This window comes from Pseudoxanthobacter sp. M-2, assembly GCF_046156265.1.
Classification (GTDB): Bacteria; Pseudomonadota; Alphaproteobacteria; order Rhizobiales; family Segnochrobactraceae; genus CAMDHY01.
The window spans coordinates 115,843-131,930 of the sequence record NZ_JAWDIR010000004.1; the positions used below are offsets into that span (position 1 = coordinate 115,843).

A 16,088-nucleotide genomic window follows, 5' to 3' on the forward strand; every position below is an offset into this window, starting at 1 on the left:
CCCGGCCACTCAGTCGGTTGCGCTGCGGATCGCCGCGACGGCGTCCCAGAGGTCGTCGTAGTGGTCGATGAGCTTGTCGGGCGACAGCTCCTTCACCGGGATGTCGGTGTAGCCGAAGGTGACGGCGACGACCGGCACGCCGGAGGCGCGTGCCGCTTCGATGTCGGTGCGCGAATCGCCGACCATCACGCAGTCGTCGGGATCGCCCCCGGCGGCGACGACGGTCTTGAGGATGTGGTCGCGGTGCGGCTTCGACACGCCGAACGTCTCCGGCCCGGCGATGACGGCGAAGCGGTCGGCCAGCTCGATCTTCTCCAGCAGCAGCCGCGACAGCCGCTCGTACTTGTTGGTGCAGACGGCGAGCCGGAAGCCGGCATCGCTGAAGCGGGACAGCGCGTCGGCGACCCCCGGGAAGGCACGGCTCTCGTCGGCGATGCGCCCCTCGTAGTGGACGAGGAAGCGGGCGTTGAGCCGGTCGAGGCCGGCATCGTCGAGCTGGACGCCGTGGGCGGCGAAGCCGCGCGCGATCATCATGCGGGCGCCGCGGCCGATCATGGCGCGCGCCGCCACACCGTCGACGGTCGGCACCCCCGCCTCGTCGAGGACGATGTTGAGGCAGGCGACCAGATCGGGGGCCGTGTCGACGAGCGTGCCGTCGAGGTCGAGCACCAGTGTGGGGGGTGTCGTCACGCCGTCTCCTCCGGAAGGATTGTGTTGTCGCACCGCCGGGCCGGACGGCGCCTTTATTCTATACGCGTCAGTAGCGGACTGGCTCTGTGGCGTCGAAGCGACGCGGCGCCGCGCTGCGTGTCCGCACGTCTGCGGCGAGGGCTGAGGCGCTGGCGGATTGGCCTCGCCTCGCCGCCCGTGGTAAGCACGCCTCGCTCCGCCATCGGCGCTTTCTGCCGTGGCGGCGCCGTGCGAGACATTCGGAAGGAAGCCATGCCGTGAGCGCCCCGACCGGCACTGATGCATCCGCCTTGAAGCGGGATGCGGCCCGCGCCGCACTCGCCGAGGTGAGCCATGGCATGCGCCTCGGCCTCGGCACCGGTTCGACGGCGACGGCCTTCGTCGAGCTTCTCGGCGAGGCGGTCGCCGGTGGTCTGGACGTCATTTGCGTGCCGACGTCCGAGCGCATCGGCGCTCTCGCCAAGAGCCTGCACATCCCGCTGTCGACGCTCGAGGAAACCCCGAAGCTCGACCTCGCGATCGACGGCGCCGACGAGATCGGCCCGGGCCTCTCCCTCATCAAGGGTGGCGGCGGCGCGCTGCTGCGCGAGAAGATCGTCGCCACGGCGGCCAAGCGCTTCGTCGTCATCGCCGATGCGGGCAAGGTGGTTGAGGCGCTCGGCACCTTCCCGCTGCCGATCGAGATCGTGCCGTTCGGGCAGAAGCCGACGACCCGCAAGATTGTTGCGGCCGCCCAGGCCCTGGAAATCTCCGGGCGCCTGACGATGCGCCGCGACGAGGCGGGCGAGCTCTACGTCACCGACGGTGGCCACCATATCGTCGACGCGTTCCTGACGCGCATTCCCAATCCCGCCGCGCTCGGCGAGGCTCTCGACGGGATTCCCGGCGTCGTCGAGCACGGCCTGTTCGTCGGTATCGCCAAGACCGCCTACGTCGCAGGCCCCGACGGCATCCGACGCATCGATGCCTGAGGCGCGCCGTCACCGCACAGCTTTGTGATCAAAGGAGAAGACGTCATGAGCATTTCGAGGTTCCGTCGCCTGTGCGCGCCGGCGATGGGGCTCGCCATGCTGGCAGCCGTGATGGCCGCGCCGGGCTCGGCCTGGTCGCAGGAAAACGCCGACATTCCGCGCTCGCACATGGCGCTGGCGCAGCAGGCGATCGAGCTGTCGGGCGCCTCCGCCGGCTTCGACGACATCCTTCCGCTCGTTGCCGAGCAGACGAAGGGCCTGTTCATCCGTTCGAACCCCGCGCTGACCTCCGAGATCGAGGACGTCACCGACACGGTCGCCCTCGAGTTCGCCCGCAAGCGCGCGGATCTCGACATCAACATCCAGGGCATCTGGGCGCGCCGCTTCTCGGAAGCCGAGCTCGGCGAGATCATCACCTTCTACCAGTCGCCCGTCGGCTCGAAGCTCGCCGCCCTCAGCCCGGAGATGCTGGCGCTGTCCGTCGGCGCGGCGAAGCAGTGGAGCGACGAGCTGTCGGTGACGCTCGTGACGCGTGTCCGCGAGGAGATGCAGAAGCGCGGCCACCAGCTCTGACGGCCCACATTCCGGAAAAGGAGGCGGGCGCATGAGCGGCGGCTTCGACTACGATCTCGTGGTGATCGGCGCGGGATCGGGGGGCGTGCGCGCCGCCCGCATCGCCGCCGGCTACGGCGCGCGCGTGCTGATCGCCGAGGAGTACCGCATCGGCGGCACCTGCGTGATCCGCGGCTGCGTGCCGAAGAAGCTGATGGTCTACGCCGCCCGCTTCGCCGACGCCTTCGAGGACGCCGCAGGCTACGGCTGGACCGTCGAGCCGCCGCGCTTCGACTGGTCGACGCTGATCGCCAACAAGGACCGCGAGATCGACCGCCTCTCGGCGATCTACCGCCGCAATCTCGACGGCGCCGGCGTCGAGATCGTCGAGGAGCGGGCGGTCGTCACCGGGCCGAACGGGGTCCGGCTGGTGAAGTCGGGGAGGGCGGTCTCGACCCGCTACATCCTCGTCGCCACCGGCGGCTATCCGGACAATCCAGACGCCATTCCCGGCCTCGAGCACACCATCACCTCCAACGAGGTCTTCCACCTGCCCGAGATGCCGAAGCGCATCGTCATCGTCGGCGGCGGCTACATCGCGCTGGAGTTCGCCGGCGTCTTCCGCGGCCTCGGTGCCGAGGTGACGGTGCTCTACCGTGGCGCCAAGGTGCTGCGCGGCTTCGACGAGGACGTGCGCGACGTCATCACCGAAGAGCTCGGCCACCGCGGCATCGACATCGTCTGCGGCGACACCATTGCTGCGATCGAGAAGACAGCCGAGGGCCTCACCGTCTCCACCCACGGCGGGCGGACCCTCGTCGCCGACCAGGTGATGATGGCAACGGGCCGCCGGCCCAACACCGCCGGCCTCGGCCTCGAGGAAGCCGGCGTCGTGCTCGGCCCGCGCGGCGAGGTGCGCGTCGACGCGCACTCGTCCTCCGACGTCCCCTCGATCTACGCTGTCGGCGACGTCACCGACCGGGCGAACCTGACGCCGGTGGCGATCCGCGAGGGCCATGCCTTCGCCGACACCGTCTTCGGTCACCATTCGCGCACCGTCGACCACACCCTCATCGCCACCGCCGTCTTCACCACCCCGGAAGTCGGCGTCGTCGGCCTGACGGAGGCGGAGGCGCTGGTGCAGTGCCACTGCGTCGACGTCTACAAGGCGCGCTTCCGGCCGATGCTGAACACCCTCAGCGGCCGCCATGAGCGGATGCTGATGAAGATCATCGTCGACGCCGACACCGACCGCGTGCTCGGCGTCCACATCGTCGGCGACCACGCCGGCGAGATGATCCAGCTCGCGGCGATCCCCGTCGCCATGCGCGCCACCAAGGCCGACTTCGACGCCACCGTCGCCGTCCACCCGACGGCAGCCGAGGAGCTCGTCACCATGCGTACCCCGAGCGCCCGCCACCGCCGCGAGGCGGCGGAGTAGGGGGGGCGTCGGGGCTCGACTCCAGAGTCGCTTCTTCTATCTCGGGGTCATTCCCGGTACCGCCAGAGAATCGCCACGCCCTCAACCCCTCGATCCGTCATCGCCCGGCTCGACCGGGCGATCCATCCCGCATGCAACGACTGTCGTGTCCGGGATGGATGCCCCGGTCGAGCCGTGGCATGACGGCGGAGGGGGCGGGCAGGAGTGGCGACGGGCGCCAACATTGGCCAGAAACGCACGAAGCCCGCCGGAATACCGGCGGGCTTCTGCGTTGTCGGGGCAGATCGCCCGCGCGGGTGAAACCGCTCAGCCGACCTTGATGGTGATCGTCCCCACCCCGTCGACGCCGCCGACCATCGTGTCGCCGGACTTCACCGCGTTCACGCCGGCCGGCGTGCCGGAATAGATCAGGTCGCCGGCCTTCAGCTCGAACAGGCCGGAGAGGTAGGAGATCATCTCCGGCACCTTCCAGATCAGCTGGTCGAGGTCGCCGGTCTGCTTGCGCACGCCGTTGACGTCGAGCCAGACGGCGCCCTTCGCGGGGTGGCCGATCTCCGAGGCGCGGACGATCTCGCCGCACGGGGCGGAGGCCTCGAAGGCCTTGCCGACTTCCCACGGGCGGCCGAGCTTCTTCGCCTCGCCCTGCAGGTCGCGCCGCGTCATGTCGAGGCCGACGGCGTAGCCGAAGACGTGGTCGAGGGCTTTGTCGAGCGGGATGTCGATGCCGTCCTTGCCGATCGCCACGACCATTTCCATCTCGTGATGGACGTCCTTGGTGGCGCTCGGATAGGGGAAGGTGCCGCCGTCCGGCACGATGGTGTCGGGGTTTTTCTGGAAGAAGAACGGCGGCTCGCGGTTCGGGTCGTGCCCCATCTCGATCGCGTGCTCGGCGTAATTGCGGCCGACGCAGTAGATGCGGTGGATCGGGAACAACAGGTCCGTGCCGCGCACGGGCAGCGTCGGCTGCGGCGCCGGGTCGAAGACGAACCGGTGCGCGGTCGAGACTTGGACGTTCATGTCAGCGAGCTCCTGCGTAGTATTCTATGCGTTTTTCGAAGGCTTCGACGATTGACGACAGCACCATTGCCGCGGCGAACAGCATGAAGGTGATCGCCCAGAAGTGCTCCATGTCGAACGAGCGCGAGTAGAGCTCGAACAGCGCGCCGTAGCCGATGATCGACACCAGCAGCTGGCCGATGACGACACCCTTGACGCCGCGGATGAGGCCGAGACGGATGCCGGCGAGGATCTCCGGCAGCGCCGCCCACAGGATGATCTTGCCGTAGAGCTGGACGGGCGAGGCGAGGTAGCTGCGCCCCATCTCTTCGAGCGACTTCGGCACGTGCAGGATTCCCGCCCGCGTGTCGAGGGCGATGATCCAGACAGCGAACAGGAACACGGTGGCCACCACCGTCTTCTCGCCGATGCCGAACAGGATCATCAGCACCGGCACCAGGGCCGACAGCGGCGCCGAGACGAACAGGTTCACCCACATGCCGAGCAGCTTGTCGGCGGGCTTCGAGCGCCCCATCAGCACGCCGAGCGGCACGCCGATGGCGATCGCGAGCGCCATGCCCATGCCGTAGCTCCGGAGCGTGTCGACCGTCGCCTGCTGCCAGGTGCCGGTCTGCACCAGCCTCAGCCCTGCCTCGATGATGCCCGTCACCGGCGGGATGAGGAACACCGCCCCCGTCCGCCCGACGATCTCCCACAGCACCAGCCAGACGATGAGCGAGGCCATCATCGGCACACGCCAGCCCTTGATCGTCATGGCCGTCCCTCCGGCTTCGCGTGCGCGCTCATTCGACGTAGTTCCGGAGGCCCTGCCAGATCGATTCCACCGTATCGAGATAGTGCGGATCGCGCCGGATTTCGTCGGGGGAGGCGGCGTGGTCGACCTTCGGCTCGATGATCTCGGAGATGCGGCCGGGCCGGCGCGACAACAGCACGATGCGGTCGGAGACGTAGACGGCTTCCTCGATCGAGTGGGTGACGAACAGGAAGGTCTTCTTTTCCACCTCGCGCAGGCGGATCAGGTCCTCCTGGAACTTGCGCCGCGTCTGCTCGTCGACGGCCGAGAACGGCTCGTCGAGCATCAGCACGTCGGCGTCGACGGCGAGCGCCCGGGCGAGGCCGACGCGCTGGCGCATGCCGCCGGAGAGCTCGTGCGGATACTTCTCCTCGAAGCCGGCGAGGCCGACCTCGGCGATGTAGTGGCGGGCCTTCTGCTCGCGCTCGGTCTTCGAGCCGCCGCGCAGTTCGAGCCCGAAGCCGACATTGCGCATCACCGTCGCCCACGGCAGCAGCGCGAAGTCCTGGAACACGAAGGCGCGCTCCGGCCCCGGCCCGCGCACGGCGCGACCGTTGACGAAGACCTCGCCGCTCGTCTGTTCGACGAGCCCGGCGATGATCTTCAGCAGCGTCGTCTTCCCGCAGCCCGACGGCCCGAGCAGCGTCGTCAGCTTGCCGCGCTCGATGTCGAGGTCGATGCCACGCAGCGCCTCGACGTCGTTGTAGGTCTTGCAGATGCCGCGCACGGACACGGCGGCGTCGGTCCGCGCGCCGGATGCCGGCGCGGCGGGGCGGGTGAGGGTGGCGGTCTCGGCCATGGGTGTCACGAGCCCCTCTTCTCGGGCCGCAGCACGCGCACCTCGAAGGCCTGCAGGGCGGCCAGCGTCAGGGCCGAGAGCACGACGATCGAGGCGACCGCGGCGTACATCTCGGCATAGTCCGCGACCGAGCGGTGGTAGGTGATGAGGTCGCCGATGCCCGTCGGCGTGATCAGCAGTTCGGCGAGCATCACGCCGATGAAGCCGGCGGCGACCCCGAGGCGGAGCCCGGCGAAGATCACCGGCGTCGCGTCGGGGATGATCACCTTGACGATCTGCTGGCGCCGCGTGCCGAGGAAGACCTTGCACATGGCGACGAGCGTCGGGTTGGCGTTGCGGATCGCCTTGTAGCCGTTGAGCGCGATCACCGGCAGCGCGAGCAGGATGACGGCGAGCGTCTTCGACAGGAGGCCGATGCCGTAGACGAAGGTGAGGAGCGGCACCAAGGCCGCCATCGGCGCCGCCTGCAGCACGATGAACACCGGCGCCACCAGCCACTCCGACATCCGCGACAGCCCCATCGCCACGCCGAGGCCGACGCCGAGCACGGTGGAGATCACCACGCCGATGACGAGCGGCTTCAGCGTCTCGGCATAGGCGGCCGGCAGGCTGCCGTCGGCCATCATGCGCAGGAAGGCGGCGAACACCTCCGAGAACGGCGGGAAGGCGAAGTTGATCGGGATCTGGCCGGCGATCTCCCAGACGCCCAGCACGAGGGCGATCGAGAGCAGGCGCCACAGGATCGGCCGGTCGAAGGTGGCGCGCCGGGCCGGCGCCGCCACCGCCGGGCCGGCGCCGAGTGCGCCGGCCGCGTGCCCGTCGATGCGAACGGGTGCCGTCATTCCCGGCGCCTCACTGGGCGCCGAGCTTGGCGACGGCGCGGTTGACCGGGCCGACCTCCCAGAAGTCGGCGACGGCGAGCGTCTCCGGGTCGCCCTCGATCTGGCCGGCGAGCGTGTAGAAGGCGAGATCGTCCTTCGCCGCCGCCTCGCCGCCGCCATTGAGCGGCAGCGCCTTGCCGTCGGACAGATCCTTGAAGTACGGCTTGATCTCGGCCGCCATGTCGTCGGGAATATCGGCGAGCAGGCCGTACTTCTCGCGCCACTCGACGACGACGTCGGGGTTCGCCTGCACATCGCGCCAGGTCTGCAGGACCGCCTCGACCAGGATGTCGACCGCGGCCTGGTGCTCCTCGAGGAACTTGGTGTTGGCGTAGAGCGCCTCGTCGCTCGCCTTCACTTCGCCGAGCGGCAGCACGATGAATTTGCCCGGCGCCTTCTCCATCAGCATGTTGCGGTTCGGGCTGTCGACGATCGACGCCTTGATGTTGCCCTGCAGGAGCGCGCCGGCGCGCACCTCTGCGCCCGGCACGTAGGAGATGTTCGAGTACTTGATGCCCTCGCGCTCGGCCATCAGCTTCATGATCGCCTCGGTGCCGGAGCCGCGGGCGTGCACGGCGACCTCCTGGCCGTCGAGGTCCTTCCAGGTCTTGTAGGCCTCGGCGTTGACGATCGGGTAGAAGCGCAGCGTCGAGAGCTGCAGGAAGACGCGGATCGGCGCCTTCACCTTCTGGATGAGCGCGTAGGGCGTGCCCACGCCGACGTCGGCGTCGCCGCTCACCACCGCCTGGGCGGCGACGTCCTCGGACTTGAAGAACGTCATCTCGACGTCGACGCCCTTCTCCTTGGCGCGCTCGACGGCGGCCAGGAAGTGCAGGGACTCGACGGTGGCGATGTCGCCGAAGGCGATGCGGATGGTATCCGCCGACGCCGCCGACGGCAGCGCGAGCGCCGCCGCGACGAGCGCGCCGCCGGCGAACCGGCGCATGTGGGCCAGGCTGTTCAGCATCTTCGTCCTCCCCAGGCTGTGACGTCTTCTCATGAACCGGAGGGTTCGCGGGACGGCACAATTTCAACCTTTATTGGATTGGTTTGTGATTGATCTGGAGGCGGTCGTCAAGAGAGGAAGCGGCGTCCGGGGCGAAACGCGTATGCGGGTAAGGGATGTCGGCCACGACCGGCCACAGCGCGAGGGCTAATGAACTGTACTCCAAGGCGCAGTGTCGTGCCGCCGAATAGGCACCCTGTCCCAGTCCACGCCGTCGATCTTCCCCTTCTCCCAGCAGCGCTGGGAGAAGGTGCCCGCTGGGCGGATGAGGGCCGGGAAGCGCCAGCGCGCCGGAGCAACTGGGCAGTACATCATTGTTAAGGCGTGGTTTTTCCAGACTCGATGCGCCGTCCCGTCTTGCGCAGGCCTTGGTCACGGCGACGGCGACCGCCGTCTCCGCGCCGCCAGGCGGCGCGGCCCCCATCCGCCCTTCGGGCACCTTCTCCCGGCCAAGGCCGGGAGAAGGGAGGCGTGGCGCGCGTTCGCCCCTCGGCTGCTGGCGGCGGCGATCACCGTTCCCATCCCGGGCGCCAAGACGCCCACGACAGGGCCCCACACCACTCCCGCCTTGACCGCCGCTCATTCCCGCGCCATAAGAAACCAATGCAGAGATTGGTCGAAATGGTTTCCCCTCCAGACGTCGATGCCGCCGATGCGGCGACGGCATCCGCGCGGCTGCGCGACTTCCTCGCCGGTGCTGCCATCAGCGCCGACGGCCGCCTGCCGCCGGAGCGCGATCTCGCCGGGCGGCTCGGCGTCTCGCGGGCGGAGCTGCGCAAGGCGCTGGCGGATCTGGAGGCGGAAGGGATCATCTGGCGCCACGTCGGCAAGGGGACCTTCGTCGGCGCGCGCCCCGTCGACACCGTCGCCGACGTCGCCGCCCTGACGCGTCGTACCAACCCGTCGGAGGTGATGCAGGCGCGGCTGTCGATCGAGCCGGAGATGGCCCGCCTCGCGGCCCTGCACGCCACCTCCGCCGACCTCGCGGAACTTCGCTCCTGCATCGCCCGCTCGCGCCAGGCGGAGACGTGGCGGCAATACGAGGCGTGGGACAACCGCTTCCACCGCGCCGTCGGCGAGGCGACCGGCAATGCGCTGCTGCTCGGGCTGCTGGACACATTGACGGCGGTGCGCCGCGCCGTCACCTGGGGGCGGCTGCGCTACAACCCTGTGAAGCCCGATCCCGCCCACCACAGCTTCGAGGAACACGAGGCGATCGTCGCCGCCATCGCCGACCGCGATGCCACGGCGGCGGCGACGGCGATGCGCACCCACATCCGCTCCGTCGAACGCAACCTCCTCGCCCGCATGGCGAGGGGCGACGACTGAAGGGCGCTTTGTCCCGCCTGACGAGAGATCTTCTACCTACTTCCGAATGGCGGAAAAGGTGCCCGAAAGCGGCGCGCGGCTTTCCCTCCCCCCTCGTGGGGGAGGTGGCCGGCGCAGCCGGCCGGAGGGGGCCGCCGCGCGTGAGCGCGGCGGTGCAGCGCCAGCTACTTCCGAATGGCGGAAAAGGTGCCCGAAGGCGGCGCGCGGTTTCCCCTCCCCCCTCGTGGGGGAGGTGGCCGGTGCAGCCGGCCGGAGGGGGCCGCCGTGCGTGAGCGCGGCGGTACACCGCCAGAGATTGTCAGACCGTCGCACCGCCGTCGGCTGACGCCGCCTGCGGCCCTCCCCGGACCGCTCGCGCGGTCCGACCCTCCCACGAGGGGAGGGTGGGCGCGTTGCGTCGGCGCCCGAAGGGCTGCCGTGTCGCCGGTGTCCGCTGCGGTGAGGCCGTCGCCGCCCTCAGATATCCAGATCGCGCGCGAACTGGGCGTGTTCCTGGATGAAGCGGAAGCGCGCGTCGGCGCTCGTCCCCATCAGGCGCTCGACCGTTTCGGCCGTGTCGGCGGCCACTCCTTCCAGCACCTCGACGCGCAGCATCGTGCGGGTCGCCCGGTTCATCGTCGTCTCGCGCAACTGCGCCGGCAGCATCTCGCCGAGGCCCTTGAAGCGGCCGACGTCGACCTTGCCCCGCTTGTCGAAGACCTTGGCGATCAGCCGCTCGCGCTCGGCGTCGTCGCGGGCGTAGAGCGTCTTCGTGCCCTGCGTCAGCCGGTAGAGCGGCGGCACGGCCAGGAACAGGTGACCCTGGCGGACGAGCTCGGGGATCTCGCGCCAGAAGAACGTCACCAGCAACGCCGCGATGTGCGCCCCGTCGACGTCGGCGTCGGTCATGATGATGACCTTCTCGTAGCGAAGGTCCGCCTCGCGGTAGTGGCCGCGGGTGCCGCAGCCGAGCGCCGTCACGAGGTCGGCGAGCTGCTGGTTCTGGCCGAGCTTGTCGCGCCCGGCGCTGACGACGTTGAGGATCTTGCCGCGCAGCGGCAGCACGGCTTGCGTGTTGCGGTCGCGCGCCTGCTTCGCCGAGCCACCGGCCGAATCCCCCTCGACGATGAAGATCTCGGTGCCGGCCGCCGTGCTCGTCGTGCAGTCGGCGAGCTTGCCCGGCAGCCTGAGCCGCCGCGTCGGCGCCCGCCGGGCGATCTCCTTCTCCTGCCGGCGCCGCAGCCGATCTTCGGCGCGCTCGACCAGCCGCTCGAGGATGAGGCCGGCGCGGGCGGCGTCGTCGACGAGCCAGTGGTCGAACGGGTCGCGCAGCGCCGCCTCGACGAGGCGGGCGGCGTCGGCGGTGGCGAGGCGCTCCTTCGTCTGGCCGACGAACTCCGGCTCGCGCACGAACACCGAGACGAGCCCGGCGAGCGCGCCGGCGACGTCCTCGGCGGTGATCTGCTGGGCACGCTTGTTGGCCGTGCGCTCGCCATAGGCGCGCACACCCTTCAGCAGCGCGACGCGCAAGCCCTGCTCGTGGGTGCCGCCGTCCGGCGTCGGAATGGTGTTGCAGTAGGACTGCAGGAAGCCGTCGTCCTCGACGAAGGCGATCGCCCACTCGACGCCGCCGTTGCGGCCCGCAGCCCCGGAGCGGCCGGAGAACACCGCCTCGGTGACCCGCGGCGTGCCGACGAGGCGCTCGCCGAGATAGTCTGCGAGGCCGCCGGGGAAGCGGAACACCGCCTCGGCCGGCACCTTGCCGTCGCCGCCTGCAAGCGCCGGGTCGCAGCTCCAGCGGATCTCGACGCCGGCGAACAGGTACGCCTTCGCCCGCGCCATCGAGACGAGGCGGGCGGCCGAGAAGGCGGCGCCCTCGCCGAAGATCTGCGGGTCGGGGTGGAAGCGCACGGTGGTGCCGCGCCGGTTCATCACCTCGCCGCCCTCGGCGAGCGGGCCGGTCGGCGCGCCGCGCGAGAACGACTGCACATAGCGGCGGCGGTTGCGGATCACCTCCACCTCGAGGCGGTCCGACAGCGCATTCACCACCGAGACGCCGACGCCGTGCAGGCCGCCGGAGGTTTCGTAGACCTTCGAGTCGAACTTTCCGCCCGAGTGCAGCGTCGTCATGATCACTTCGAGCGCCGACTTGTCGGGAAAGCGCGGGTGCGGATCGACCGGGATGCCGCGGCCGTTGTCGGCGACCGACAGCGTGCCGTCGGCGGAAAGCGCGACCTCGATGCGGCTCGCGTGGCCCGCCACCGCCTCGTCCATGGCGTTGTCGAGCACCTCGGCGAACAGGTGATGGAGCGCGCGCGCGTCGGTGCCGCCGATGTACATGCCCGGCCGCCGCCGCACCGGCTCGAGGCCCTCGAGCACCTCGATGTCGGCGGCGGTGTAGGCCGCCTCGGGATCGACAGGGCGCGTCGCCGCGGCCCGGCGCGGACGCTCCGCCACGGGGCGCGCGGGCGCCGGGGCTGCCGCCACCGGGCGGGCGGACGGGATTGGAGCCGCGGCCGACCCGAAGAGGTCGCCGGCGCCGTTGTCGGTATCGTCGTTCGTCATCGCCGCCGTTGTTCGTGCGGTGCGTGCCACCCGTCAATCCCTTCCCGAATCGTCGGGCGATTCTGCCACGGGACAAGCTCGGGTGCGAGCCGTTCGTTCACGACTTGTTCGCAAACGAAGGATTCACCACCGTTGGCGAAATCCGGCCACGCCGGCTCCCCTGTCTGTGGCCGGCATGCAACATGGCGAGGCGGTCATACGGGCGGAGGTCGGGCAGGGAACCGGTCGCCCCCGTCTCGCCACAAACCGGATCGAACCGTCTTCGCCGTGGTCGCCCGGTGGCCGATCCGACCTCGCGAGTGAAGGTCGGCCGAGGGGTGGGTGACAGTACGGCGTACCGGCGTTCCAGGTTGGGACCGGCTCGGATCGAGAACAAGAATGGACCTCGCATTGCGCGTTTTGGGCGATCTGGACGTGGCTCCGGCCTCCGACCCGGTTCCGTCGAACCTCCGCCGCCTGATCTCCCCGCGGCAGCCGTATGATCGCCGAAATGGCCGCTCATGGTTCGCCGCGTCGCGAGGGTGGTTGCACCGCGGGGATGTGGCCCCGGCCGCCGGTATCGCGCAGCGTCCGGCCGCCGCCGTGCGGACGTCCCGCTCGTCGGTGAAGGATACGGGTCCTGTCATGCGTGTCGTCGAGTTGGGTATCGGCTGTCTCGTCCTGGTCGGCGGCCTCGCGCTCGCCCAGCCGGCGCGGGCGCTCGACCCCTCCGCCGCCCCGCCCGCCGATGCGTCGCCGGTCGAGTTCTTCCGTGAGGGCACCAAGGCCTACTTCGCCGGCGACAAGGCGAAGGCCGTCGATGCCTACGGCTTCGCCGCCGATCTCGGTCACCCGGTCGCGCAGTGGAAGCTCGGCCGCATGTACCAGGACGGCGACGGCGTCGCCGAGAATGACCTGAAGGCCTTCGAGCTGTTCTCCGAGGTCGCCAACGCCCATGCCGACGATGCGCCGCAGTCGCCACAGGCGCCCTTCGTGGCGAGCGCCTTCGTGCAGCTCGGCAACTACTACCTGAACGGCATCCAGGACTCGGCGATCGAGCCGAACGTCGCCCGCGCCCGCGAGCTCTACACCTACGCCGCCTCCTATTTCGGCGACGCCGATGCCCAGTTCCAGCTCGCCCGCCTCTATCTCGAGGTCGATCCGGCCGAGCGCGACCCGAAGCTCGCCGCCCGCTGGCTGAAGCTCGCCGCCAAGAAGGGCCACCACGGCGCCCAGGCGCTGCTCGGCCAGATGCTCGTCGAGGGCAACGGCGTGAAGCGCAACGTCGTCGCCGGGCTGATGTGGCTCACCGTCGCCCGCAACAACGCCTCGGTGGAGGACGACTGGATCCGCCAGGAGCAGGAGCAGGCGTTCTCGCTCGCCTCCGAGAAGGAGCGCCGCAAGGCCACCGAGATGGCCGAGGCGTGGAGCTCCAGCAACGGCAACTGACGCACAGGCCCGGGGATCAGTCTCCGGGCGCGACCAGGCTCGCCACCACGCCCACGCTTGCTCGCGCCGTCGGGCAGGGGGTCTGTAGCGGCGTCCACGACGTGTTGTTGAGCACCCGCTCGCACCGCACCAGCTGCGGCCCGTCCGGCGTCTTCATGCAGACGACAGCGCCGAGCCCGAAGCTCGTGCCCTCGGCACGGCAGGTGCAGGGAATAGGTCCGTCGGCCGACGCCGCTTGCGACCACAGCAGCGCGCCGATGCCAAGTAGGCCGAGCGCTCGCATGGCGGCACGATAGCACCAATCGCAGTGGTGCGGCAGGGCGTCGTCGCAGCTGACGCCGACCGCTCCGCCGGCGTCAGTCCCTGAGCGTCGCGATCACCGGCACGTGGTCCGACGGCTTGTCGCGGCCCCGGACGTCCTTGTCGATGACGACCCGCTCCAGCCGGTCGGCCGCCTGCGGCGACAGCATCAGGAAGTCGATGCGGATGCCGTCGTTCTTCTGGAAGGCGCCGGCCTGATAGTCCCAGAAGGTGTAGAGCCCGCCGTCATCGCTGGTCGCCCTCAGCGCGTCGGTGTAGCCGAGCGCCGCCAGACGCCGGAAGCGGCCGCGCGTCTCCGGCTGGAACAGCGCGTCGTTCACCCACGCCTCCGGGCGCTTCGCGTCGCGCGGCTCGGGGATGACGTTGTAGTCACCGGCGAGCACCACCGGCTCCTCGAGCGTCAGGAGCTCCGCTGCATGGGCGTGCAGCCGGTCCATCCAGGCGAGCTTGTAGGGAAACTTCTCGGTGCCGACCGGATTGCCGTTCGGCAGATAGAGGTTGCCCACCCGCACCGCGCCCTTTTCCGTCGGGATCACCGCCTCGATGTAGCGCGCCTGCACGTCGGCGTCGTCGCCCGGAAGGCCGCGCCGCTCCACCTCGAACGGCCGCTTCGACAGGATGGCGACACCGTTGAAGCCCTTCTGGCCGTGGGTGGCGACGTTGTAGCCGAGCGCCTCGATCTCCCCCGTCGGGAAGCCCTCGTCGACCGTCTTGATCTCCTGCAGGCAGACGACGTCGGGCTCGGCCTCTTTCAGCCAGGCCGTGAGAGCCTCGATGCGCGCCCGGACGCCGTTGATGTTGAAGGTGGCGATCCGCATGGGCGGCCTCACAGAACGGGAAGGATGCGGCGCAGGATCGAGGCCGACGACGCCGCCACCTCGTTGACGAAGGCCGTGAAGTCGATGCGCGAATCGCGGCCCGCGAGGTCGGAGAGCGCCCGGATCACCAGCCACTCGGCCCCGAGCGCCTCGCACGCCTGGGCGAGCGCGCCGCTCTCCATCTCGACCGCGAGGCCGCCGAGATCGCGGTTCAGCCGCTCGCGCACCGCCTCGCCGTGGATGTACTGGTCGCCGGAGAGGATGCGGCCATAGGCGATCACCGGCGGCCGACCAATGCCGCCGGCAGCGCGCGACAAGGGCGGCAGCGCGAAGCCGTCGAGGGCGCCGCGGACACGCCCGAGCAAGGGCGCCGCCACCGGGTAGCCGAAGCGCTCCGTCGGGTTGAAGAACGGCACGTGGCCGGCCTGGTAGGTGGTGAGGCCGTGATCCTCGAGCACGCCGGCGTCATGCTGCAGCGTCTCCTCGGCGATCACGACGTCGCCGATCGACAGGCCGGGATCGAGCCCGCCGGCGACGCCGGAGAACACCACCGTCTTCGCCCCGAACCGCTCGATCAGGAGCGCCGTCGCCATCGCCGTGTTGACCTTCCCGATGCCGGCGAGCGCCAGCACCACCTCGCGCCCGTCGAGGTCGCCACGATCGAATCGCTGCCCGCCGACACTCACCGTCTCATGGTGGGCGAGCGCCGCCGCCAGATGGGCGTGCTCCTGCGGAATGGCGCATTCGATGGCGATCGTCATGGGGCAGGGGGCTCGGTGACTGTGACGGCGCGACACTAGCGGCAACCGCCGGCCGGCAACAGCCCGGCTCTCCCACCGTCGTCATCCCGGACAAGCGAGGCGCAGCCGAGCGCCGATCCGGGACCCAGCGCAAGAGTCCGCGCGAAGCGCATGGCTGAAGCGTCGCGCTCCGCGCGACCAGTTTTCCGCTGGGTCCCGGATCGCTTCGCGTTGCTTCGCGTCCGGGATGACGACAGAGGGAGGGATCGCAGCATTCCGGCACCCTGCGGGTGCCGGCCCTCATCCGGCGCTGCGCGCCACCTTCTCCCGCGAACGGGCGAAGGCAAGAGAATCAACCCTTTACAGCGCGAAGCTCACCCCACACCCGCACGAGGACGCCGCGTTCGGATTGCGGATCTGGAAGGACTGCCCCATCAGGTCGTCGACGAAGTCGATCACCGAGCCGGCGAGGTACTGCACCGACACCGGGTCGATCAGCACCAGCGCGTCGGCGCGCCCGAGCGTCAGGTCGTCCGGCTCGCGCTCGGTCACGAGGTCGTACTTGTACTGGAAGCCCGAGCAGCCACCGCCCTCGACGGAGACGCGCAGCGCCGTTCCGGGCGCCTCGCTGGCGAGGATCTTGGCGACGCGGCGCACCGCGTTGTCGGATAGGGCGACGGGCGAGGCTGCCGCCGGGGAGGCGGTCGACGTGTCGAGCGTGATGGTGTCGGTCATGTGTTTCTCCGCCGGAGGCGGCG

15 protein-coding genes are annotated in these 16,088 nt (G+C 70.0%); 5 read left to right on the forward strand and 10 right to left on the reverse strand.

The genetic code is table 11. The features are described 5' to 3' along the window. Nucleotides 1-9: 9 nt before the first annotated feature. On the reverse strand, nt 10-690 hold the full coding sequence (locus RUR49_RS03220; protein ID WP_409144844.1) for an HAD family hydrolase: 681 nt from the start codon (nt 688-690) through the stop codon (nt 10-12). A gap of 257 nt (nt 691-947) precedes the next feature. Here RUR49_RS03220 and rpiA point away from each other — a divergent pair, with 257 nt between their 5' ends. The 3 genes from rpiA to gor are packed head-to-tail and all read left to right on the forward strand — an operon-like array spanning nt 948 to nt 3,654. Beyond that, nucleotides 948-1,661 carry a ribose-5-phosphate isomerase RpiA gene (gene rpiA, locus RUR49_RS03225; RefSeq protein ID WP_409144845.1) on the forward strand — a complete coding sequence of 238 codons (714 nt, stop codon included), beginning with the start codon at nt 948-950 and terminating at the stop codon, nt 1,659-1,661. 45 nt (nt 1,662-1,706) lie between these two features. After that, nucleotides 1,707-2,234, forward strand: a complete 528-nt coding sequence (locus tag RUR49_RS03230; protein WP_409144846.1) for a DUF2059 domain-containing protein — start codon at nt 1,707-1,709, stop codon at nt 2,232-2,234. Nucleotides 2,235-2,265: 31 nt separating this feature from the next. Next, entirely contained in the window at nt 2,266-3,654 is a 1,389-nt protein-coding gene (gor, locus tag RUR49_RS03235) for a glutathione-disulfide reductase (protein WP_409144847.1), read from the forward strand. Between the two features lie 306 nt (nt 3,655-3,960). Here gor and RUR49_RS03240 read toward each other — a convergent pair whose 3' ends face one another. From RUR49_RS03240 to RUR49_RS03260, 5 genes are read right to left on the reverse strand one after another with little or no spacing between them, the layout of a single operon-like run. Next, complete coding sequence (locus tag RUR49_RS03240) at nt 3,961-4,671, reverse strand: fumarylacetoacetate hydrolase family protein (RefSeq protein WP_409144848.1); 711 nt, start codon at nt 4,669-4,671, stop codon at nt 3,961-3,963. Between the two features lies 1 nt (nt 4,672). Next, nucleotides 4,673-5,425 (reverse strand): ABC transporter permease, encoded by a 753-nt coding sequence (locus tag RUR49_RS03245; protein ID WP_409144849.1) that lies wholly within the window; start codon nt 5,423-5,425, stop codon nt 4,673-4,675. A 28-nt stretch (nt 5,426-5,453) separates the two neighbouring features. Next, nucleotides 5,454-6,263 carry an ABC transporter ATP-binding protein gene (locus RUR49_RS03250; protein ID WP_409144850.1) on the reverse strand — a complete coding sequence of 270 codons (810 nt, stop codon included), beginning with the start codon at nt 6,261-6,263 and terminating at the stop codon, nt 5,454-5,456. 5 nt (nt 6,264-6,268) lie between these two features. Continuing rightward, nucleotides 6,269-7,105 carry an ABC transporter permease gene (locus tag RUR49_RS03255; protein WP_409144851.1) on the reverse strand — a complete coding sequence of 279 codons (837 nt, stop codon included), beginning with the start codon at nt 7,103-7,105 and terminating at the stop codon, nt 6,269-6,271. Nucleotides 7,106-7,115: 10 nt separating this feature from the next. After that, nucleotides 7,116-8,111, reverse strand: a complete 996-nt coding sequence (locus RUR49_RS03260) for an ABC transporter substrate-binding protein (protein ID WP_409144852.1) — start codon at nt 8,109-8,111, stop codon at nt 7,116-7,118. 660 nt (nt 8,112-8,771) lie between these two features. On the opposite strand from RUR49_RS03260, the gene RUR49_RS03265 reads away from it, so the two are divergent. Further along, nucleotides 8,772-9,479, forward strand: coding sequence for a FadR/GntR family transcriptional regulator (locus RUR49_RS03265; RefSeq protein ID WP_409144853.1), 708 nt, complete (start codon nt 8,772-8,774; stop codon nt 9,477-9,479). Nucleotides 9,480-9,935: 456 nt separating this feature from the next. On the opposite strand, the gene parE is transcribed toward RUR49_RS03265, so the two are convergent. Beyond that, the gene (gene parE, locus RUR49_RS03270) at nt 9,936-12,023 is read right to left on the reverse strand and encodes a DNA topoisomerase IV subunit B (RefSeq protein WP_409144854.1); all 2,088 of its coding nucleotides are present in this window, start codon (nt 12,021-12,023) and stop codon (nt 9,936-9,938) included. A 624-nt stretch (nt 12,024-12,647) separates the two neighbouring features. On the opposite strand from parE, the gene RUR49_RS03275 reads away from it, so the two are divergent. Next, nucleotides 12,648-13,451: a tetratricopeptide repeat protein gene (locus RUR49_RS03275; protein ID WP_409144855.1), complete on the forward strand. Its 804-nt coding sequence runs from the start codon at nt 12,648-12,650 to the stop codon at nt 13,449-13,451. Between the two features lie 356 nt (nt 13,452-13,807). Here RUR49_RS03275 and xth read toward each other — a convergent pair whose 3' ends face one another. From xth to RUR49_RS03290, 3 genes are all read right to left on the reverse strand, one after another. After that, entirely contained in the window at nt 13,808-14,590 is a 783-nt protein-coding gene (xth, locus tag RUR49_RS03280; RefSeq protein WP_409144856.1) for an exodeoxyribonuclease III, read from the reverse strand. A gap of 8 nt (nt 14,591-14,598) precedes the next feature. Then, the gene (locus RUR49_RS03285) at nt 14,599-15,351 is read right to left on the reverse strand and encodes a 5'-methylthioadenosine/adenosylhomocysteine nucleosidase (RefSeq protein ID WP_409144857.1); all 753 of its coding nucleotides are present in this window, start codon (nt 15,349-15,351) and stop codon (nt 14,599-14,601) included. Between the two features lie 339 nt (nt 15,352-15,690). Then, the gene (locus RUR49_RS03290) at nt 15,691-16,065 is read right to left on the reverse strand and encodes a HesB/IscA family protein (protein WP_409144858.1); all 375 of its coding nucleotides are present in this window, start codon (nt 16,063-16,065) and stop codon (nt 15,691-15,693) included. Nucleotides 16,066-16,088 lie beyond the last annotated feature (23 nt).